This window comes from Motilibacter aurantiacus, from assembly GCF_011250645.1.
In the GTDB taxonomy this organism is placed as follows: Bacteria; Actinomycetota; Actinomycetes; order Motilibacterales; family Motilibacteraceae; genus Motilibacter_A; species Motilibacter_A aurantiacus.
The window spans coordinates 75,441-96,282 of record NZ_JAANNO010000001.1 but is presented as its reverse complement, the minus strand read 5'-3'; the positions used below and the strand labels follow the sequence as shown (position 1 = coordinate 96,282).

19 protein-coding genes are annotated in these 20,842 nt (G+C 75.0%); 11 read left to right on the top strand and 8 right to left on the bottom strand.

The features are described from left to right. Positions 1–90: 90 nt before the first annotated feature. The gene (locus tag G9H72_RS00460) at positions 91–768 is read right to left on the bottom strand and encodes a DUF4129 domain-containing protein (protein WP_166166076.1); all 678 of its coding nucleotides are present in this window, start codon (positions 766–768) and stop codon (positions 91–93) included. Next, positions 765–2,096 carry a hypothetical protein gene (locus G9H72_RS00455; RefSeq protein WP_166166074.1) on the bottom strand — a complete coding sequence of 444 codons (1,332 nt, stop codon included), beginning with the start codon at positions 2,094–2,096 and terminating at the stop codon, positions 765–767. The genes G9H72_RS00460 and G9H72_RS00455 overlap by 4 nt, the downstream gene beginning before the upstream one ends. 231 nt (positions 2,097–2,327) lie before the next feature. On the opposite strand from G9H72_RS00455, the gene mtrA reads away from it, so the two are divergent. The 7 genes from mtrA (at position 2,328) to G9H72_RS00420 (ending at position 10,757) form a co-directional block, all read left to right on the top strand. After that, positions 2,328–3,005 (top strand): MtrAB system response regulator MtrA, encoded by a 678-nt coding sequence (gene mtrA / locus G9H72_RS00450; protein WP_166166072.1) that lies wholly within the window; start codon positions 2,328–2,330, stop codon positions 3,003–3,005. A gap of 44 nt (positions 3,006–3,049) precedes the next feature. Then, positions 3,050–4,690: an MtrAB system histidine kinase MtrB gene (gene mtrB, locus G9H72_RS22140; RefSeq protein WP_166166070.1), complete on the top strand. Its 1,641-nt coding sequence runs from the start codon at positions 3,050–3,052 to the stop codon at positions 4,688–4,690. Continuing rightward, positions 4,683–6,575: an LpqB family beta-propeller domain-containing protein gene (locus G9H72_RS00440; RefSeq protein WP_166166068.1), complete on the top strand. Its 1,893-nt coding sequence runs from the start codon at positions 4,683–4,685 to the stop codon at positions 6,573–6,575. The genes mtrB and G9H72_RS00440 overlap by 8 nt, the downstream gene beginning before the upstream one ends. Before the next feature lie 98 nt (positions 6,576–6,673). Next, positions 6,674–7,423, top strand: coding sequence for a ComF family protein (locus tag G9H72_RS22705; protein ID WP_331271856.1), 750 nt, complete (start codon positions 6,674–6,676; stop codon positions 7,421–7,423). A gap of 469 nt (positions 7,424–7,892) precedes the next feature. Then, positions 7,893–8,561, top strand: a complete 669-nt coding sequence (gene hpf, locus G9H72_RS00430; protein WP_166166066.1) for a ribosome hibernation-promoting factor, HPF/YfiA family — start codon at positions 7,893–7,895, stop codon at positions 8,559–8,561. Between the two features lie 204 nt (positions 8,562–8,765). Continuing rightward, positions 8,766–9,434, top strand: a complete 669-nt coding sequence (locus G9H72_RS00425) for a response regulator transcription factor (protein ID WP_331271962.1) — start codon at positions 8,766–8,768, stop codon at positions 9,432–9,434. Between the two features lie 42 nt (positions 9,435–9,476). Further along, complete coding sequence (locus tag G9H72_RS00420; protein ID WP_166166064.1) at positions 9,477–10,757, top strand: winged helix-turn-helix domain-containing protein; 1,281 nt, start codon at positions 9,477–9,479, stop codon at positions 10,755–10,757. 23 nt (positions 10,758–10,780) lie between these two features. On the opposite strand, the gene G9H72_RS00415 is transcribed toward G9H72_RS00420, so the two are convergent. Then, the gene (locus G9H72_RS00415) at positions 10,781–10,969 is read right to left on the bottom strand and encodes a DUF4175 domain-containing protein (protein WP_166166062.1); all 189 of its coding nucleotides are present in this window, start codon (positions 10,967–10,969) and stop codon (positions 10,781–10,783) included. Positions 10,970–11,192: 223 nt separating this feature from the next. Between G9H72_RS00415 and secA the strand changes: the two genes are divergently transcribed. Further along, complete coding sequence (secA, locus tag G9H72_RS00410; RefSeq protein ID WP_166166060.1) at positions 11,193–14,117, top strand: preprotein translocase subunit SecA; 2,925 nt, start codon at positions 11,193–11,195, stop codon at positions 14,115–14,117. A 62-nt stretch (positions 14,118–14,179) separates the two neighbouring features. Here the strand turns inward: secA and G9H72_RS00405 are convergent, their stop codons facing one another. Further along, positions 14,180–14,821, bottom strand: a complete 642-nt coding sequence (locus tag G9H72_RS00405) for an Rv3235 family protein (RefSeq protein WP_166166058.1) — start codon at positions 14,819–14,821, stop codon at positions 14,180–14,182. A gap of 41 nt (positions 14,822–14,862) precedes the next feature. After that, positions 14,863–15,591: a LysM peptidoglycan-binding domain-containing protein gene (locus G9H72_RS00400; protein ID WP_166166056.1), complete on the bottom strand. Its 729-nt coding sequence runs from the start codon at positions 15,589–15,591 to the stop codon at positions 14,863–14,865. Between the two features lie 113 nt (positions 15,592–15,704). Between G9H72_RS00400 and G9H72_RS00395 the strand changes: the two genes are divergently transcribed. Further along, positions 15,705–16,253, top strand: coding sequence for a hypothetical protein (locus G9H72_RS00395; protein ID WP_166166054.1), 549 nt, complete (start codon positions 15,705–15,707; stop codon positions 16,251–16,253). Between the two features lie 21 nt (positions 16,254–16,274). Here the strand turns inward: G9H72_RS00395 and G9H72_RS00390 are convergent, their stop codons facing one another. Then, positions 16,275–16,517, bottom strand: coding sequence for a helix-turn-helix domain-containing protein (locus G9H72_RS00390; protein WP_166167617.1), 243 nt, complete (start codon positions 16,515–16,517; stop codon positions 16,275–16,277). A gap of 205 nt (positions 16,518–16,722) precedes the next feature. Here G9H72_RS00390 and G9H72_RS00385 point away from each other — a divergent pair, with 205 nt between their 5' ends. Both G9H72_RS00385 and G9H72_RS00380 read left to right on the top strand, forming a co-directional pair. Beyond that, a complete protein-coding gene (locus G9H72_RS00385) occupies positions 16,723–17,469 on the top strand; it encodes a hypothetical protein (RefSeq protein WP_166165956.1) in 747 nt (248 codons plus the stop codon). Beyond that, positions 17,466–18,773: an AAA family ATPase gene (locus G9H72_RS00380; RefSeq protein WP_231126157.1), complete on the top strand. Its 1,308-nt coding sequence runs from the start codon at positions 17,466–17,468 to the stop codon at positions 18,771–18,773. Before G9H72_RS00385 ends, G9H72_RS00380 begins: the two co-directional genes overlap by 4 nt. A gap of 82 nt (positions 18,774–18,855) precedes the next feature. Here G9H72_RS00380 and G9H72_RS00375 read toward each other — a convergent pair whose 3' ends face one another. Together G9H72_RS00375 and G9H72_RS00370 are read right to left on the bottom strand one after the other, a co-directional pair. Continuing rightward, on the bottom strand, positions 18,856–20,223 hold the full coding sequence (locus tag G9H72_RS00375) for a hypothetical protein (protein ID WP_231126156.1): 1,368 nt from the start codon (positions 20,221–20,223) through the stop codon (positions 18,856–18,858). Continuing rightward, a complete protein-coding gene (locus G9H72_RS00370; protein WP_166166052.1) occupies positions 20,220–20,807 on the bottom strand; it encodes a cupredoxin domain-containing protein in 588 nt (195 codons plus the stop codon). The genes G9H72_RS00375 and G9H72_RS00370 overlap by 4 nt, the downstream gene beginning before the upstream one ends. Positions 20,808–20,842: the final 35 nt, after the last annotated feature.

The window sequence follows — 20,842 nt, the reverse complement described above, 5'->3', positions numbered from 1 at the left end:
CCGGTCGTGTCCCAGCCGGTCGTGTCCCAGCCGGTCGTGTCTCGGCCGGCTGGGTCGGGCCGGCCAGCAGCGGCTCGTCAGCGGGGCCGGTCACCGGTCCGCCCCGGGGAGCGCCCACCGTGCGGCCGACGGCGGCGCCGCCACGGTCGGGCGGGCGGCGCGCACGTCGTCGTCCACCTTCCGGAGCAGGTCGTGGGCCTGCTGGTCGGCCTGCCCGCCGCCGTAGGCGATGCCGGCGAAGACGTCCGCGCCACGGCGCAGGGTGTCGGCCTGCCCCGGCAGCAGCTGACCGGCCTCGTACGCCGCCTCGTGGGCGGTCCGGCCCGGGCGCGGGTCGAGCAGCCCGCGCTCCTCCAGGCCGCGGATGATCGCGCGCAGCCGCGCCCGGACGGCGGGCTGCCACTGGCCGGCGGCGGCCAGCCGGTCGGCCTCCGCCCGGTAGTCCTGCGCCGTCACGCCCTGCTCGCGAAGGAGCGGCTCGGCGCGCACCGTGCGCGCCAGCGGGCCGACGCGCCAGCGGACCGCGACGCCGACGGCGACGACCAGGAGCACCAGCAGCACGATCGCGAGCACGCTGCCGCCGCCCGGGCCCGACGCGCGGTCGAGCAGCTCCGCGACCCGGTCGAACCCCCAGGCGATCGCCCTGCTCACGAGCCCCGGCTCGTTCTCGGAGTACTCGCGGCGGGCCAGCTCGTCGCGGGCGAGCTCGCGGGCGGTCTCCCGGTCCGGGGTGACCGGCACCTCGAGCACCGCGCGGAGCGGGCTCACGGGACCGGCGGCGCGGGCGGGCCCTGCGGGCCGCCGGGATAGCCCGGGGCGCCGGGGTAGCCCGGAGCACCGGGGCCGCCCGGATGGCCGGGGCCGCCGGGGTAGCCCGGGGCGCCGGGGTAGCCGGGGTAGCCGGGGTAGCCGGGGCCGCCGGAGTAGCCCGACGTCCCGGGCGTGGCCGAGTCCGTGCGCGGGCCGAGCCCGGCCGCCCGCGTCAGCTCGATGTCGAGGCCCTCCTTGCGCATGCGCAGGTCGACGTAGACCAGCGCCGTGGCCGCAGCCACGACCGGGTAGGCGAGGGTGCTGCCGAGCACCTCCCACACCCCGACGAGCAGCTGGGGCACAAGGTCCGTGCTGTCGGCGTCGAGCAGCTCGGCGGCGACACCGGCGGTGACGAGGCCGGGAACGGCGAAGACGCCGCTGACGACGAACGAGAGCACCTGGATGAGCAGCCAGATCCCGAGCACCCGCCAGAACGTCCCGCTCACCAGCCGGTACGAGCGGCGGAAGGCGTTGACCGGGCCGTCGCGCTCGAGGACGGCGGCCGGGCCGGCCACCGCGGTCACGACGACCATCCACACGACGGCGACGACGGCACCGACACCGAGCAGGACGCCAAGCAGGACCCCGAGCCCCTCCACCGTGGCCCAGGCCACGAGGGCTCCGATGAGGACGGCCGCCGCGAACAGCACGAGGGACGCGAGCGGCACGGCGAGCGCGATGGCCAGCAGGGTGGGGAGACGGCCACGGGCCTCGCGCCACGCGGTGCCGAGGTCGACGCTGCGGCCCAGGACGGCGCGCCCGACGACGACGGTCAGCATGCCGGTCAGGACGACCTGCGCGATGAGCGAGAACACGAGGGTCACGCCGAGCGTGGAGAGCACGCCCCCGAAGTAGTCGAGGACCTCGTCGGTCGTCGGCTCGTCGGACAGCGCCGACTCCTCCGGCAGGAAGGCGACGGTCACGAGCACCGTGAGCAACGTCGCCACGGCGGACACGGCAGCGGCGAGGCCGAGGGTGGGCAGGGGGTGGCGGCGTACCGTCTGGATCGCGCCGTCGAGCATCTCGATGACACCCAGCGGGCGCAGCGGAACGACGCCCGGGCGGGGGACCGGCGGGTACGCGGCGGCGAACGAGCCGTAGCCCTGCGGGCCGTACGGGGAGGAGCCCCAGCCGCCGCCGGGCGGTGGGGGCGGGCCGTAGCCGGGCGGGCCGCTCGGGGGCTGGGCCGCGGACGGCGGTGCGGACGGCGGCACGCCTTCGGCCGGTGGCGCCCAGCCCTCCGCTCCCGGCTGCCCGCCGGGCTCGTCGTCTCTGCCTACGGCCATTCGTTCCCGCCTACGGCCATGCCCTGGCCCACCCCTGTGTCCGTGCTCCTGAGGCCGGGCGAACCGGCCGTTGCCTCCCCCGATCCTCCCATGTGCCCGGCTCACGGCCCCTCCCGCGCAGCCCGTCGGGGACGGTGCGCCGCCGTCCACAGGGGGTGCGCGGAGGAGTTCGGGAGCGTCCGTCGGTGTGGATCAGCGGCAGCACCGCCGGGCGCGGTGCACGATGGAGGGGTGAGAGGACGAGTCCTGGTTGTGGACGACGACCCGGCCCTGGCGGAGATGCTCGGCATCGTGCTGCGGTCCGAGGGTCTCGAGCCCGTGTTCTGCGCCGACGGCGACGAGGCGCTGGCGACGTTCCGTGCCGCCCGCCCGGACCTCGTGCTGCTCGATCTGATGCTTCCCGGTCGCGACGGCATCGACGTCTGCCGGCAGATCCGGGCCGAGTCCGGGGTGCCGGTGGTGATGCTGACGGCGCGGGGCGACACTGTGGACGTCGTCGTCGGGCTCGAGGCGGGGGCGGACGACTACGTCGTCAAGCCCTTCAAGCCCAAGGAGCTCGTGGCCCGGTTGCGGGCCCGCCTGCGCCGCACCGACGAGCCGCAGTCCGAGGGGCTGCAGATCGGCGACCTCACCATCGACCTGGCCGGGCACAGCGTCCGGCGGGACGGCCAGACCATCAACCTGACGCCGCTGGAGTTCGACCTGCTGGCCGCGCTCGCGCGCAAGCCGTGGCAGGTGTTCAGCCGTGAGGTCCTGCTGGAGCAGGTCTGGGGCTACCGGCACGCGGCCGACACCCGCCTGGTCAACGTGCACGTGCAGCGGCTGCGGGCGAAGGTCGAGCGCGACCCCGAGCACCCCGAGGTCGTCGTCACCGTGCGCGGCGTGGGCTACAAGGCGGGGCCGGCGTAGGCCGGCGGCACGTGCGCCTGCACCTCCCACCCTTCCTGCACCGCGTGCTTCCGACGCGGCCGTGGCGCCGGCTGGTCGCCGCGTGGCGCCGCGGGCTCCGGCTGCGGGTCGTCACCACGACCGTGGTGCTCTCCCTGCTCGTCGTCGCCCTCCTCGGGAGCTTCCTGTTCGACCGGGTGCGCGACGGCGTTCTCGGCGCGAAGGTCGACAGCGCGCTGGCCGAGACGCGGTCGGGGTTCCAGTTCGCCCAGGCCACGGTCGAGCAGACGCAGGACTCGGAGTGGACGCCGACGCTGGTCAACGCGCGCGTCGACGCCGTCGTGGGCCGGCTGGCCAGCGGTGGCGGTGAGGCCGGCCGGCGCGAGGTGCTGCTGCTGGCCGGCCCGCACGAGGACTCCGACCCGCCCGGGGACGTCTACTCCAGCTATGCCTCCGGGGTGAACCGGCCGCAGTCCATCCCCGCGGCTCTGCGCCGCGAGCTGCAGGGCCAGCCGCGGCCCAGCGGGCGCACGTACTGGACCTACGCGGTGGCCGACGACCGCGACGGCACCCGGGTGCCGTCGCTGATCGTCGGCGCGGCCCTGCAGGTCGGCCCCAAGCCCTACGAGCTCTACTACGTCTTCCCGCTGGACCAGGAGGCGCAGACCCTCGGGCTCGTCCGCCGCACCCTGGCCGTCGCCGGGCTGGCGCTCGTCGTGCTCGTCGGCCTGATCGCGTACGTCGTCGCACGGACCGTGGTGACGCCGGTCCGCATGGCCGCGCGGATCGCCGAGCGGCTGGCGGCCGGCCGGCTCGAGGAGCGCATGCACATCCGGGGCGAGGACGACCTCGCGCGGCTCGCGGCGTCGTTCAACCGCATGGCCCGCAGCCTGCAGAGCCAGATCCGCCGGCTGGAGGACCTCTCGAGGCTGCAGCGCCGGTTCGTGTCCGACGTCTCCCACGAGCTGCGCACGCCCCTCACGACCGTCCGGATGGCTGCGGACGTCCTGCACAGCTACGTCGCGACCTCGCCCCCGGACGTCGCCCGCTCCAGCGAGCTCCTGCAGGCCCAGCTGGACCGGTTCGAAGACCTGTTGGCCGACCTGCTGGAGATCAGCCGCTTCGACGCCGGCGCTGCCGTCCTCGACCCCGAGCCCTGCGACCTGCGGGCCATCGCCCGGCGCGTCCTCGACGCCACCGAGCCGCTGGCCGAGCGCCGGGGCAGCGCGCTGGAGCTGGTCGTGCCCGAGCAGGCGTGCACCGCGGACGTCGACGGCCGCCGCATCGAGCGGATCGTGCGCAACCTGGTGGTCAACGCGATCGAGCACGGGGAGGGCAAGCCGGTGGTGGTCACCGTCGCGGCCGACGACGATGCCGTCGCCCTCTCCGTGCGGGACTCCGGAGTGGGGCTCAGCCCGGAGGAGGCCGGGCGGGTGTTCGACCGCTTCTGGCGCGCCGACCCGTCCCGGGCCCGGCAGACCGGTGGCACCGGGCTCGGGCTGTCGATCGCGCTGGAGGACGCCCACCTGCACGGCGGCGAGCTGGAGGCGTACGGCGAGCCCGGGCGCGGCGCCCAGTTCCGCCTCACGCTGCCGCGCCATGCCGGCCAGGAGGTGGCGGGCTCGCCGCTCCCGCTCGGGCCGGACCGGCCGCAGGTGCTCGCAGTGGGGGCGCCCTACCGCCGGACGGAGGTCAACCGTGGGTAGCCGCCGCCTCGGCTGGGCGCCGGTGCTGGTCGCCGTGCTGGCCGTGCTGGCCGGTTGCTCGGGCGTGCCCGCCGACACCCGCGTCCGCAGCTCGGGTGAGGAGCGCGGGGCGGGCCAGGAGCAGCCTTTCGTGCACCAGCAGGCACCGGGCCCGGAGCCGGGGCTCACGCCCCGCGACGTCGTCGCGCGCTTCCTCGCGGCCTCGTCCGGCTTCGACGAGGACTTCGCCACCGCCCGCCAGTTCCTCACGTCCGAGGCGCGGCAGCGGTGGCAGCCGACCGCCGGCGTGCTCGTGTACGACGGCACGCCGGTCCTCGCGGCGCAGCCCACCAGCCCGCTGCAGACGATGACCGCCGACGTCGTGGGACGGATCGATGCCGACGGGCGGTACCGGCCGGTCCCGCCGGCCCGGATCGAGGTGGCTTTCCGCCTGCTCGACACCGCGGCCCCGGCGCAGGCAGGGGCTGACGCCCCGGACGCGGGGGACGTGGCGGGCGCGGCGGGCGCGGCTGGCAGCGACGACGAGGACGACGAGGCAGGCCGGGACGCCGAGTGGCGGCTGGCCGACGTCGAGGGCAGCGGCCCCGGCGGCTACAGCAGCCTGGGCCAGGGCCTGCTGCTGTCCCGGGCCGCGGTCGAGCGGGCCATGCTCGCGCTGCCCGTGTGGTTCGCCGACCCGGGCGGGCGGGCCCTTGTTCCGGACCAGGTCTACCTGCCCAAGGGCGACGACGACCTCGCTGCCTCCCTGACCCGTCGGCTGCTCGCGGGGCCGGGCCCCGGGCTGCAGGGCGCCGTGCGCAGCGCGATCCCCGCGGGCACCAGGCTGCTCGACGCGAGCGTCGTCAGCGGCGAGGCCCTCGTGGAGCTCGCCGGGCCGGTCTCGGGGCTGTCCCAGGCGCAGCGCGACCTCGCGCTGGCCCAGCTGAGCCGCAGCCTGAGCGCCGTCCCCGGGGTGGACGGCGCGGTCCGGGTGACGCTCGGGGCGACGACGTACGACGCGACCGGGCTCGACAGCGGCTACGAGCTGGTGCCCGAGAGGCTCGCGCCGGGCCCGAACGTGCTCGTCATCGACGGCGAGGGCCGGCTCCAGACGCTCGACCCGGCGATGAAGGACGCCCCGCTGGGCGTCGCACCGGGCAAGCTGGCCGCCTTCCCCGGTCGCCTGCGCCACCCCGCCATGACACTGCCGTCCACGCCTCCGCGGCTGGCCGCCCTGAGCAACGACCAGCGCGGGCTGCAGGTCCAGGAGCCGGACGGGACCCTGCACCGGCTCTACCTGGCCCGGCCCGGCCCGCTCGCGCCGCCTGCCTTCGACGCCCAGGGCAACGTCTGGACCGTCGACCGGGGGACCGGGACGGTCCTCGTCGCGCCGCCCGACAGCGGTGGCACCGTGGCCGTGCAGGTCCCGACCGCGCTGCTGGAGGGCTACCTGCCCTGGCAGGTCGAGCCCGCTCTCGACGGTGCCCGGGTCGCCCTCGTGCTCCGCTCGCTCGATGGGGGCGAGCTCCGCGTCGTCGTCGCCGCCGTCCTTCCCCCCGAGGGGGAGTCCGGTATGCGGCTGGGCGGTGCCCCGGTGCCGCTCGAGGGAGCCTGGCAGCAGGTCTACGACCTGGACTGGCGCTCGCCCACGTCGCTGGTGATGCTGGTGGAGTCGGGGGACAACTCGCGGGCGCTCTTCGTGGCCCCCAGCACCGTCACGCCGGCCGAGGTGCAGTCGCTCTCGGCCGGCGTCGACCAGGTCACCGCCCCTCCCACCCGCACCGAGGGGGCGCTGCTCGCGGGCGCCTCCACCGGACGCGGTGGCGTCTTCGTGCTCCGCGAGTCCCCCGCCGGGCTGTCCAACGCCCTGCGGCGGGGGGTGCGCGACCCCGCGTACGCCGGCTGACGCACCCGGTCGTCCACAGGGTGGGGTGCCGGCCCGGGCCCGTCCACCGGTCGCCTCCACTGCCCCGCACGGGCCTGGCTCGCGCGCAGAGTGGCCTGGTGCTTCCCGCTCCTGCACCCGCCCTGCCGGGCGGCCTGCTCCTGCGCGCGGCGCGTGCGCTCGCCGGGCTGGTGCTCGACGACGCCTGCGCCGGCTGCCGGGCGCCGCAGACACCGCTGCTCTGCGCGGCCTGCTCGACGGCGCTCGGCGCTGCCGGCCGGCCCGCCGTCCCGCGGCCGCCGCCGCCCGGGCTGCCGCCGTCCTGGTCGACCACGGCGTACGCCGGGACCGTGCGCGAGGTCCTGGCGGCGTACAAGGAGGACGGCCGGGCGGCGCTGGCCGGCCCGCTGGGAGAGGCGCTCGGCCGTGCCGTGCTCGCCGGGCTGGAGGCGGCGCGGACCGGGGACGGCCCGGTCCTCCTGGTGCCGGTCCCCTCGGCGCCGGCCGCCGTGCGGCGCCGCGGCCGTGACCCCGTGCGCGTGCTGGCCCGGCGGGCGGCGGCGGTCGCCCGGCAGGAGGGCCACGGCGCGCGGGTCGCGCCCGTATTGCGGCTCCGGCGGCGGGTCGCGGACTCGGCCGGCCTGGGCGCTGCTGACCGCGCGCTGAACCTGAGCGGGGCCTGTGCGGTCCCGCCTCGCCTCGCGGTGCTCGTGCGGGGGGCCGACGTCGTGGTCGTCGACGACGTGATCACGACGGGCGCGACGCTCGCGGAGGCGGCCCGCGCCCTCCGCGCGGAGGGCGCCCGCGTCCTGGTGGTGGCGACGGTTGCGGCGACCGCGCGCCGCCGGCCGGAGGGGAAGGTGGGCTGAACGGGCGGCGAACGACGGGCGGCACGCGTGTGCTCAGCGTGAGCGACGCATGACGGCGAGAAAACGACTAGCGTCTGTCCATGGCACCCGCCCGGGCCCGTGGTTGCGCCGGAGCCGCTGTCGCGGACGAGCTTCCGCTCGTCCCGCCAGGGCCCCGGCAAGCCGATGCCAGCCGCAGGCGAAACGGCCCACGTAAGGCGACTCCTCGTCGACCGATCACGGTGCGGCTTAGAAGTAAGCCCTGCCCCGCCGGAGGTCCAGATGGCCTCCGACCCGGGAGAAGGTCAGTAGTGGCCATGAGGCTGCGAACTCCTCAGCAGGCGGATGTGGGGTCGAAGACCAGGTCGGCCGGGCGGGTGCCACTTGCCCCCAGGATCGGCGGTTCTCGTCACTCGGGAGCGCCCGAGGGGTGCAGCCCCGCCGTCGTTGGGTAGCAGCACCAGACTCGTCGTCTAGTCCAGGAGGTTCCGTGGACGTCGTCGTCAAGGGCCGGCACACAGAGGTCTCTGACCGCTTCCGGCGGCACGCCGTCGAGAAACTGTCGAAGGTGGAGCGCTTCGATGCGAAGGTGATGCGCATCGACGTGGAGGTGTCCCAGGAGCACAACCCGCGGCTCTCCGACGAGTGCGAGCGAGTCGAGATCACCGTCCGCTCGCGCGGCCCGGTCGTGCGGGCCGAGGCGTGCGCCGACGACCGGGCGGCCGCCCTCGACCTCGCGCTGGCCAAGCTCGAGGCGCGGCTGCGTAAGGCCGCGGACCGCCGGCGCGTGCACCACGGGGGCAAGACGCCGGTGTCGGTGGCGGCCGCGACGGCGTCGTGGGGCGTCCCGGAGCCCGGGGCGAGCCTGCTGCTGGCCACGGACGACGGGCTGCCGGCCGTCGCCGAGGACACGCAGCGGTCGCCCGACGGGCTGGTGGGCGCGGACGGCGAGCTCGGGGAGAGCCCGGTCGTGATCCGGGAGAAGGTGCACAACGCCACTCCCATGACGCTCGACCAGGCGATGTACGAGATGGAGCTGGTCGGGCACGACTTCTTCCTCTTCGTCGACGCGAAGACCGGCCGGCCGAGCGTGGTCTACCGCCGCAAGGGGTGGGACTACGGCGTCATCGGCCTCGACGTCCAGGAGCAGCAGGCCTAGCCAGGTGGGGCACGGCGGGGCCGCCGACGTCGCGGTGGCTCCGCCGGGCCTGCCCGGCCGGGTGGTGAGGTGAGGCGTTTGCCGGTGTTCGCGGCCGACCTGCCTGCCCGCGTGTCATCATGACGCGAGTCGATCGAAGGGCTGCATGTGGCACACGCTGGGACGACGGGCACTGCCGACGACGGCGCGGCTGACGGCTCACCGATCAGCGGCGACGCGATCCGGGTCCTCGTCGTCGATGACCACGCGCTCTTCCGGCGGGGCCTGGAGATGGTCCTCGCGCAGGAGGACGACATCGAGGTCGTCGGCGAGGCGGGGGACGGCGGCGAGGCGGTCAAGCTGGCCGCGGAGCTCGCGCCCGACATCGTGCTGATGGACGTACGCATGCCGCGGCGAGGAGGCATCGACGCCTGCACCGCGATCCGCGACGTCGTCCCGAGCGCGGAGATCATCATGCTGACGATCTCCGACGAGGAGGCCGACCTCTACGAGGCCATCAAGGCCGGCGCGAAGGGCTATCTGCTCAAGGACGTGTCGATCGAGGAGGTCGCCTCCTCGATCCGCAAGGTGCACAGCGGGCAGTCGTTGATCAGCCCGGCGATGGCCTCGAAGCTGCTCACCGAGTTCGCGAGCATGATCAAGCGGAGCGACGAGCGCGAGCAGGTCCCGGCCCCGCGGCTCACCGAGCGCGAGCTGCAGGTCCTCAAGCTGGTGGCGCGCGGCCTGAACAACCGCGACATCGCCAAAGAGCTTTACATCAGCGAGAACACCGTCAAGAACCACGTGCGCAACATCCTGGAGAAGCTCCAGCTCCACTCCCGCATGGAGGCCGTGGTCTACGCCGTGCGCGAGAAGCTCCTCGAGATCACCTGACCCGTCGGCGCCCTGTCGGCGCCGGATGGCACGATCCCCGTCGTGCCCCGTCGAACCGAGCGTCTGAGCCTCGCGCAGGCGCGCCGGGTGGCCCTCGCGGCCCAGGGGCTGGCCGGCCCGCGCCCGGCCGCGCCCCCCGGGACACGTCAGTTGCTGGCGGCCGTCGACCGCCTCGGCCTGCTGCAGATCGACAGCGTGAACGTGCTCGTGCGCGCTCACTACATGCCGCTGTTCAGCCGCCTGGGCCCCTACGACCGCTCGCTCCTGGACCGCGCGAGCTCCGCCGCGCCCCGGCGGCTGGCCGAGTACTGGGCGCACGAGGCCAGCCTGGTCCCGGCCCGCACGCTCCCGTTCCTGCGGTGGCGGATGGCCCGCTGGCAGACGGACGCCTGGGGCGGCATGCGCCGGGTCGCCGTCGAGCACCCGGAGCTCGTGGCCGCCGTCCTCGAGGAGGTACGCCGCCGCGGCCCGCTCACGGCGGCCCAGGTCGAGCGGGCGCTGGAGGCCGACGCTCCCCGGGCCAAGGAGAGCTGGGGCTGGAACTGGAGCTGGACCAAGCAGGCGCTCGAGCACCTGTTCTTCGCCGGCGAGATCACCTCGGCGGGGCGCACGGCGCAGTTCGAGCGGCGCTACGCCACCCCGCAGCGGGCGCTGCCGCGGGCCGTGGTCGAAGCCCCCACCCCCACCGAGCCGGAGGCCTTCGCGCAGCTGGTGTCCGTGGCGGCCAGGGCCACCGGGGTGGCGACGGAGCGGCACCTGCGCGACTACTTCAGGCTCGCGCCGGCCGATGCGCGGACCGGCATCGGGCTGCTCGCAGCCTCGGGTGAGCTGCTCCCCGTCGCCGTCGAGGGCTGGGACCGGCCCGCATGGCTGCACCGGGACGCTCGCATGCCGCGCGCGGCGACCGGGCGGGCCCTGCTCGCGCCGTTCGACCCGCTGGTGTGGGAGCGCTCGCGCACCGAGGACCTGTTCGGCTTCCGCTACCGCATCGAGATCTACGTGCCGGCCGACAAGCGGGTCCACGGCTACTACGTGCTGCCGTTCCTGCTGGGGGACCGGCTGGTCGCCCGGGTCGACCTCAAGGCCGACCGACAGGCGGGCGTGCTGCGGGTCCAGGCCGCCCACGTCGAGCCCGCCGCTCCGGACGACACTCCCGGCCAGCTGGCCCGGGAGCTGAGCGCTCTCGCCGGGTGGCTCGACCTGGAGGAGGTCGCCGTCGCGCCGCGGGGGGACCTCGCGGCCGCGCTCGCCGATGCCGTGGCGGCAGTCCCGGTGGCCGTGCCGCCCGGTGCCGTCAGCGCGCCTGCGAGCGCTCGCCGCTGAGCAGAGCGCTCGCCAGCGCTCCGCTAGTGGACGTCGCTGAGGATGCCGGTGAAGAGCGAGGCCAGGCCCACGAGCACGAACCCGGCGCTGCCGATCCAGAAGACCACCCACGAGCTGGCGATCAGGCCGACGCCGCCGACGATGAAGAAGGCCAGCATGAGGAACACCCACGCCCAGGAGATCGGGCGTCCGCGGCTGCTCGCCTGAGCCATCGAGGTCCTTCCGTAGTGGTGGAGCCGGCGGGCCGCTCCACGGCCACCGTCACCGCGAAGCGTAGCCGGGCGGGTTCGCCGGCACGTCGACCATGTACCCCCTCTGCGGCATAGCATGACGAGCTAAGGCGCCACCGCGGCGCCGGCCGTCGTCGTGCTCGTCGCCGAGCCCAGCTCTGGGAGCGGCGGGACGGGACGGCACCGAGTGCTAGGAGCCGCCCGCGTGCCCGCGATCCTCGACAAGCTCCTCCGCGCTGGCGAGGGCAAGACGCTTCGCAAGCTGCAGGGGATCGTCAAGCAGGTCAACGCCATCGAGGACGAGTTCGTCGCGATGTCCGACGAGGAGCTCCGCGCGCAGACCGACGAGTTCCGCAAGCGGCTCGCCGAGGGCGAGACCCTCGACGACCTGCTGCCGGAGGCGTTCGCCACCGTCCGCGAGGCGGCCAAGCGGACGCTCGGCCAGCGCCACTACGACGTCCAGCTGATGGGCGGCGCCGCGCTCCACATGGGCAACATCGCCGAGATGCGCACCGGTGAGGGCAAGACCCTGGTCTCGACGCTGCCCGCCTACCTCAACGCGCTCGAGGGCAAGGGCGTCCACGTCGTCACCGTCAACGACTATCTCGCCGAGCGCGACTCCGAGTGGATGGGCCGCGTCCACCGCTTCCTCGGCCTCACGGTCGGCACGATCCTGTCGCAGATGACGCCCGTCGAGCGGCGGGCCGCGTACAACTGCGACATCACCTACGGCACGAACAACGAGTTCGGCTTCGACTACCTGCGCGACAACATGGCGTGGTCGCGCGACGAGCTGGTGCAGCGCGGCTTCAACTTCGCCGTCGTCGACGAGGTCGACTCGATCCTGATCGACGAGGCACGCACGCCGCTCATCATCAGCGGCCCGGCCGACCAGGCGACCAAGTGGTACGCCGAGTTCGCGACCATCGTGCGCCGGCTCAAGCGCGGGGACACCGAGAAGGGCATCTCCGGCGACTACGAGGTCGACGAGAAGAAGCGCACGGTCGGCGTCCTCGAGTCCGGTGTCGAGAAGGTCGAGGACTGGCTCGGCATGGACAACCTCTACGAGTCGGCCAACACGCCCCTCGTGGGCTACCTCAACAACGCCATCAAGGCCAAGGAGCTCTACAAGCGCGACAAGGACTACGTCGTCATCGACAACGAGGTCCTCATCGTCGACGAGCACACCGGCCGCATCCTGGCCGGCCGGCGCTACAACGAGGGCATGCACCAGGCCATCGAGGCCAAGGAGGGCGTGCCGATCAAGGACGAGAACCAGACGCTCGCCACGATCACCCTGCAGAACTTCTTCCGCCAGTACGACAAGCTCTCCGGCATGACCGGTACGGCCATGACCGAGGCCGCCGAGTTCTCCCAGATCTACAAGCTGGGCGTGGTGCCGATCCCGACCAACCGGCCGGCGCAGCGCGCGGACCAGTCGGACCTGATCTACAAGACCGAGGAAGCCAAGTTCGAGGCGGTCGCCGACGACCTGGTCGCCCGCCACGACAAGGGGCAGCCGGTCCTCGTGGGCACCACGAGCGTCGAGAAGTCCGAGTACCTCAGCAACCTGCTGAAAAAGCGCGGCGTCCCGCACGAGGTCCTCAACGCCAAGAACCACGAGCGCGAGGCCGCGATCGTCGCCCAGGCCGGGCGCAAGGGCGCCGTCACCGTCGCCACGAACATGGCCGGCCGTGGCACCGACATCGTGCTCGGCGGCAACGCCGAGTTCCAGGCCGACCTCGACCTGCGCCGGCAGGGCCTGGACCCGGTCGACACCCCCGAGGACTACGAGGCCGCGTGGGCGGACGCCGTCGAGCGGGCCAAGGAGGCGACCAAGGCCGAGCACGAGGAGGTCGTCGAGCTGGGCGGCCTGTACGTCCTCGGCACCGAGCGCCACGAGTCCCGCCGCATCGACAACCAGTTGCGCGGCCGGTCCGGCCGTCAGGGCGACCCGGGTGAGTCGCGGTTCTACCTCTCGCTCGAGGACGACCTGATGCGGCTGTTCAACTCCGCGATCGTCGAGTCGTTCCTCACGCGCTTCAACATCCCCGAGGACGTGCCCATCGAGTCCAAGATGGTCACGAACGCGATCCGGTCCGCGCAGAGCCAGCGCGAGGCGCAGAACTTCGAGATCCGCAAGAACGTCCTCAAGTACGACGACGTCCTCTCCCGCCAGCGCGAGGTGATCTACGCCGAGCGCCGCCGCGTCCTCGAGGGCGAGGACCTGCACGAGCAGGTCCGGCACATGATCGACGACACGATCGAGGCCTACATCGTCGGCGCGACGAGCGAGGGGTTCGCCGAGGAGTGGGACCTCGACCAGCTCTGGACGGCGCTGCGGACGCTGTACCCGATCAGCCTCAGTGTCGAGGACATCGAGGAGGAGGCCGGCGGGGACCGCTCCGGGGTGACCCAGGAGTTCCTCGTCGAGCGGATCAAGCAGGACGCGCAGGAGGCGTACGACAACCGCGAGGCCACCCTCGGCGAGGAGGTCACCCGCGAGCTGGAGCGGCGGGTCGTCCTGTCCGTGCTCGACCGCAAGTGGCGCGAGCACCTCTACGAGATGGACTACCTGCAGGAGGGCATCGGCCTGCGGGCCATGGCCCAGCGCGACCCGCTCGTGGAGTACCAGCGCGAGGGCTTCCAGCTGTTCACGGCGATGATGGACGGGATCAAGGAGGAGTCGGTCGGCTTCCTCTTCCACCTCGAGGTCCAGGTCGAGCAGCCCGCGCCGGCCCAGCCGGCGGGGATGCTCTTCAGCAACTCGACCGACGCGGCCGCCGAGGCCGCGCCGCCTGACGCCGGAGCCGGCGAGGAGCTCGCCCCGGCTGCTCCCTCGCTGGAGAAGGCCGCCGACGAGCCGCCGGCCGTCCCGGCCCAGGACAACCACGTCCACGTGAAGGCGAAGGGGCTCGAGGCCCCGCAGCGCCCGGCACGCCTGGAGTACACCGCACCTGGTGTCGACGGTGAGGCCGGCCGTGGTGAGCCCACCCGCTCGAGCGACGGCGGAGCGGGCGCGGTCGACGGCGACTACGCGGAGGTCTCGCGCAACGCCCCGTGCCCCTGTGGCTCGGGCAAGAAGTTCAAGCGCTGCCACGGCGACCCCAAGGTGCGCGAGACGCTCTAGCACGACCCGTCCGACGGGCCCGGCGCCGACCCCGGTGCCGGGCCCGTCGCGTCGGGGGCGGGTCAGCCCGCTGCCGGCTGCACGGGCGCGGCCCCGCTCCCGGCCGCCTCCTGCGGGGAGGCTCCCGTCACCGTGTCGGGGACCAGCACGTCGAGCGTGGTGCACTGCCACCGGCCGTCGAGGCCTTCCATCCGTAGCGCCAGCGCCTGCGCCCGCCCGCTGCGGACGATGACCGCGGCCACCTCGGCGACGCCGTCCTCCGGCTCGCACACGTGGACCGAGCGGACGTGGGCACGCGCTCGGGTCGCGGCCGCCCGCCGGGGAGGTGCCGCGGACGAGCGCACCCGGGCGTACACCTCCTCGCTCGTCCAGCGCAGCAGCTGCGCCGGCGGGCGCTCGCCTCCGAGCACCTCCACCACGGCCTGGACGAGGCGGGCCGCCCACTCGCGCGGCTCGGGCAGCTCGGCACGCCCGGTCGGCCGCCGTCCGAAGCCGTCCTCCTCGTCCGTGACGAGCCGCAGTCGTGGGACGTCCGGGGTCGCCGGCAGCCCGGTCGGCAGCGGGAAGGCGAGCGCGAGCGCGATCTGCCCGGGCGGCGTACGTCGTGCGGCGGGGGCGCCCTCGTCGTCGTAGGGCGGCTCCCAGCGGGGGGCCGGCAACCGTCGGGGCGCGGCGGGCGGGCGGAGCGAGGCGGTGCTGGGCATGGAGGCTCTCCAGAAGGACGCGGGCGAGGGGGAGTCGCGGTTCAGGGGATCGGCGGGGTCAGGACCTGGCCCGGCCGGAGCAGGCCGGGGTCGGCCCCGATGACGCTCCGGTTGGCCTCCCACCACAGCGGCCAGGCGTCGGCGACGGCGGACGGTGCGGCCTGCGGGCCGAGGGCGCGGGCGACGATCGACCAGAGGGTGTCGCCGGGCATGACGGTCACCGACGTCCCAGCCGCCATGCCCGGCACCGCGGACGGCCGATCGGCCGAGGGCACCGCTCCGCGGAGCCCCGGCAGGGCTGCCGGGCGCTCCGCGAGAAGGGCGGGTAGGCCGGCCGTCGGAGCGGTGGCGGCCGAAGCGGCAGAGGCCGCGGTTCCTGCCCGATGACCCGGGTCGGCCGCGTGAGCGGGGGCCGTGACCCCGACGACCACGAAAGCTCCGATTGCGCCTGCAACGACCCGCCGGAGCACGAGGGGTGCCATGGCGCCGGCCACCCGGTCGATCACGCTGCCGGCCAGCGCCGGCATCGCAGCCAGGGCACTGACCAGGACCGCGGCCACCAGCCAGCCCAGGCAGAGCCAGACGCCGCCCAGCGCCGTCAGCGTGACGAGCGGCTCCAGCTCGGCCTGGCCGGCGGCGCGGACCGCCGCGAGCGTCGCTGCGCTGACGCGGTGCAGCCAGAGGGCGACAAGCCACGTCGATGCGATGACGACGGCCGAGCCGCCCAGGGCGAGGGCTCGGCGGGTGAGGCGCCGGAGGGTGCTGAGCACGAGCTGATCCCTTCGTTTGCTTGCGTTTGCTTGTGTAGTCGTCCTGCAGCCCGTGCTCAATCGCTCGAAGGGAGGCTTGCTTCGGGTTCCCGAGGAGGGGTAGGAACGCGCGCGTGCGGTGGGAGGAGCTGTTCGCGGACCTGGAGGCCCAGCTCGACGCGGCCGAGCGCGCCGAGCACGAGTCGGAGGTCGCCGACCGGACGCGCCGGGAGCTGGCCCGGATCCGCCTCGCCGACCGGCTACGGGCGGCCGTCGGCTCTGCGGTGACGGTCACGGCGGCAGGAGGGGGCGTGGTGCGCGGCCGGCTGGCCGACGTCGGGCCGGACTGGCTGCTGCTGCAGGAGGACGGTCGGGACGCGCTGCTGCCGGCGTCGGCGGTGACGGGCGTCGTCGGTCTTCCCGGCCGCGCAGCCGCGCCGCTCCCGGCGACCGCGGTGGCGGGCCGGCTGACGCTCGGGAACGCGCTGCGCGGGCTGGTGCGCGACCGCGCGACGGTCCGGGTGACGACGGTGGACGGCAGGAGCTGGACCGGCACCCTCGACCGCGTGGGCGCCGACTTCGTCGACAGCAGCGAGGGGACGCCCGAGGAGGCCCGAGCCGGTCAGCCGCGAACGGTGCAGTCGGTGCCGTTCACGGCGCTCGCGGTCATCCGCGCCCTGTGAGCCCCTGGCTCACGCTGCGGGTCAGTCGCCCGCGGCCTCGTCCTCGGCCCCGGCCCCGAAGGGGTGCGCGTCGACGAACGCGCGCGTCTCGTCGTAGAGCCGCTGGATGTACGACTCCAGCACGGTCGACTCGACCCGCCACTGACCGCGCCCGCCGATCTTGATGGCCGGTAGCTCGCCGTTGCGCACGAGGGCGTAGGCCTGCGAGGCGGAGATGTTGAGGATCTCCGCGACGTCGGCGAGCTGCAGGAAGCGACGTTGCACGGCCATGGCAGGTCCAGTGTGGCAGCCGCCGGCGCCCGTGCCGCGCCGTGCACAGCCTCGGGCCACTCCCGGGTGGTTCGGCCCGCTTGCTCACCCTCGTGGGCGTCACCCGGCCGTGGACAGCGCCCGCGGGCCCGGCTGGTGCTGCTGCACCATGCCATTGGGGCGCTCGTCGGCGCCCGCAGACCAGACCGAGGAGCCGTCCGTGGCGGACCTGCCGACCCCTCCCGCAGCCCGACTGCCGCGTGCACGCTGGCTCGACGTGCGCTTCGTCGTCGGCGTCCTGCTCGTGCTCACCTCGGTCGTGGTGGGGGCGCGCGTGGTGGCCGCCGCCGACGACACCGTGGCGGTGTGGGCGGTGCGGCACGACGTGGCGGCGTCCGCGGCGATCGGGCCGGCCGACCTCGAGCCGCGGCGTGTGCGCATCGAGGGCCGGCTCGACCGCTACGTCCCGACGGCGGTCGACCCCTCCGGGCTGGTGGCGACCCGGCCGGTCGCGGAGGGCGAGCTCCTCCCGGTCGCCGCGGTGGCCCGTGGGCAGGCGCGCGACTACCGGGCCGTGCCGGTCGAGGTCACCGAGGCCTCGGTGGTCGGGTTGGACCAGCACGCCGTCGTGGACGTCTACGTGGTGGACGAGGGCGCGGGCGCCGCGGCCGCGCGCGCCGCGGCCGAGGTGCCGGACGAGGGGTCGCCCGAGGCGCGCGACCTGCCTGCAGTCACCGAGGCGGCCGGGGCCGGCGGGCTGGCGCCCGTGCTGCGCGCCGTCGCCGTGCTCGGCCTGGGCGCCGAGGGCGGCGCGTTCGGCGGCGGCGCCGGCTCGACGGTCCAGCTGCAGGTGCCGACGCAGGACGTGGGGCGCCTGCTGCGCGCGGCGGCCGCCGGGCCCGTCCAGCTGGTCCGGGTGCCGACCGGGTCGGCCGGCCTGGAGGCGGGCTCGTCATCGAGGTGGTGACCGCGCTGCCGGGTGCGGCGTGGGAGGCGGGCCTGGTGGCCCAGTTGGACGAGGCCCCCGGGGTCACGGTGGTACGTCGGTGCGTCGACCTGGCGGACCTGCTGGCCACCGCGGCCTCCGGCACCGGCTCGGCGGTGCTGCTCTCGGCCGACCTGCGCCGGCTCGACCGGGACGCGGTGGCGCGGCTCGCCGCCGCGGGCGTGGCCGCCGTCGGAGTCGTCCCCGGGAACGACCGGGAGGCCGAGCGGAGGCTGCGCGCCCTCGGCGTCCACGTGGTGGTCGCTGTCGAGGCCGGGGCGGAGGCGGTCACCGCGGCGGTGACCCGCGCCGTGCGTCAACTGGCGCAGACGGAGGGTGCCGCGCCCCGGCCCGCCCTCGCGTACGCCGAGCCGTTGCGCTCGCTGCCCGGCGGCGAGGAGCAGCCGGCCGAGCCGGAGGCGGAAGCCGAGGCGGCCCCGGACGCTGCCCCGGGCCGGCTCGTCGCCGTGTGGGGGCCGGCAGGGGCACCGGGGCGGACGAGCGTGGCGGTGACGGTGGCCAGCGAGGCCGCCCGGCTCGGTGTGCCCACGGTCCTGGCCGACGCGGACGTCTACGGCGGGGTCGTCGCCCAGTGCCTCGGCCTGCTCGACGAGTCGCCGGGCCTGGCGGCCGCAGCCCGGATGGCGGGGACCGGGGCGCTCGACGCGCCCGCCCTGGCCCGGCTCGCGCCCGTCGTCGACCCGCGGCTGCGCGTGCTCACCGGCATCCCGCGCGCGCACCGCTGGCCGGAGCTGCGCCCGGCGGGCCTGGAGCAGGTCTACGCGCTCGCCCGGCAGCTCGCCCGGCTCGTGGTCGTCGACTGCGGGTTCTGCCTGGAGCAGGACGAGGAGCTGTCCTTCGACACGGCGGCCCCGCGCCGCAACGGCGCGACGCTCACGACGCTGGAGCTGGCCGACGTCGTCGTCGCGGTCTGCTCGGCCGACGCGGTCGGGGTGCAGCGCTTCGTCCGGGCCCTCGCCGACCTGCGCGAGCTCGTGCCCGGCGCCGTGCTGCGGGTCGTCGTCAACCGGGTACGCCGCGCTCCGGTCGGCCCGGACCCCGAGCGTCAGCTCGCCGACGCGCTCGAGCGGTACGCGGGGCTGCGCGACTGCGTGTTCGTCCCCGAGGACCGGGCCGCCTTCGACAGCGCGCTGCTCACCGGCCGGACGCTGGCCGACCAGGCCCCCGGGTCGGCGGCGCGGGGGCCGCTCAAGCGGCTCGCGTCCGAGCTCGTCGGCGCGGCCGAGCCCGAGCGGCGGCGGCTGCGGCGCCGACGCCCCGCGTGAGAACCAGCGTGAGGACCAGCGAGGACGAGCCGCTGCTCAGCAGCAGCGCGAGCCCCGCGCGAGGACCAGCGAGGACGAGCCGCTACTCCAGCAGCAGTGCGAGCCCCGCGCAGGTGTAGCCCACCATGACGACGAGGAGCGGCAGCTGGCCGGCCACGGCGCGCGCGTGCGGGAAGAGGCGTACCCCGCGGTCGTGGGCCAGCACGACCCCGAGGACGTGGCCGGTCACGACCGCGACGACCTGGATCACCGAGACGCTCGTGGGGGTGATGAAAGACGCCTGGATGGCGGCGTCGCGCAGCCGGAGGTAGTCCGCCCCCGACTGGACGGGGTCGGTGGCGAGGATCAGCGTGCGCTGGCCCTCGAGCACGAAGAGCGAGTAGTAGTGCGCGACCACGTAGCCGAGCGCGATCGGCACGATGGTGTGCGCGAACTCTCCCGGGACCTCGCGCAGCGGCACGCGCTCGCGGCCCGACTGCTCGACGTGCCCGAGGCGCCCGGCGAGCAGGGCGGCGGCGACCAGCACGAGCCCCACCAGGACGACCGCGCCGAGCAGCCCGAGCGTGCCGACGAGCGTCCGGTGCTCGGCCTGCTGGGCGTACGACACCCACCGCGTGGAGCCTGAGTAGGAGTCCCAGGCCGTCGAGCCGAGCATCACCGCGACGACCGCGACCAGGCCGGGCGCGGGGCGCAGCGACGCCATGCCGTCGAGCGGGTTGCGCAGCACGAGCCGCCCGTCCTCGCGGCGCCCGAGCGGGCTGAGCTTGCCGAAGAAGGCCGAGTAGACCTCGAACGCGTCACCGCGGTCGAACCAACGGGAGCCGAAGACCGCGGCGCAGATGAGGTGGACGCCGGCGTAGGCGGCGACCCAGGCACGCAGCACCGGAAGGGTGGCCCGGTCGGGGGCGACGAGCTCGAGCCAGACGAAGGCGAACAGCCCGACCGCGGCGGGCCAGTACCCGACACGGGGCGAGAGGGCGTAGAGGCCGTCCTCGGGCCGGGTCCGCAACGCGGTGGCCAGCAGCGCGTGCAGGGTGCGCAGCGGGTTGAGGTAGCGCCAGACCGGCCCGAACAGCACCGACAGCGGGACGATTCCGATCCACAGCAGGATGAAGATCGCGTAGGGCGCCGGGTTGGTCGCGATGTCCTCGCCGAACAGCAGCGACGTCCCGAACCACGCGGTGACGACCAGCCCGACGACGCGCAGCACCCAGGCGGGGGCGGGCGAGTCGAGCACGCGGGCGACGTTGTCGGGCAGCGGCAGGCCGGCCCGCTCACCGGTCAGCTTGGGGTTGCGCCACAGCACGCCGAGCAGGACGAAGGACAGGACGAGCGCGAGGGCGGCGCCGATCAGGGCGTAGGAGAAGGGGATGGGGAGGTCCTGGCGTCCACCGATCCCGTGCGCCAGCACGGCGTCCGCGGGGAGCGGCGCGCCAGACAGCCCGGTCACTTGACGAGGAGCTGGAAGAGCAGGAGCCCGGACTCGTGGGTCTCGACCTCGAAGCTGCCGGTCTCGTCGGCGGTGAACTCGATGCTGCCGGGGCTGCCGGCGGGCAGCTCGCCCTCGACGTCGTAGCCGTGGACGTGCAGCTCGTCGTCGACGTCGCTCGTCACGATGATCCGGACGACGGTGCCCTTCTTGACGTCGACGTGGCTCGGCGGCGGGGTGACCTTCCCGCCGGCGATCGTGACCTTGACCTCGCGCACGACGTCGTCGGCGGCTGCGGCGTCGGACGGGCTGGGCGAGACCGTGACCGGCGCCGACGGCGTGGCGTACGTCGGGGTGCTGCGCGGGGTCGAGGCCGACGTCGGCGTCGCCGCCGCGGAGGGCGCCGCGCCGGGCGCCTCGGTCCCCGCGACCGGTGCGGACGGCTCGGGCGAGGGGCTGAGCGCCGGCGCCGCGGAGGTGGCCGAGGGGGACGGGGCCGGGTCGGCGAGCGGCCGCTCGTCGTCGGACCCTCCGCCGCAGGCGGCGAGCGCGACGGCGCAGGCGGGGGCGACGAGGGCGGCGGACAGGCGTGCTCGCAGGCGCACGGGGCGTTCTCCTTCGATCGACTCGGCGGCGGGTC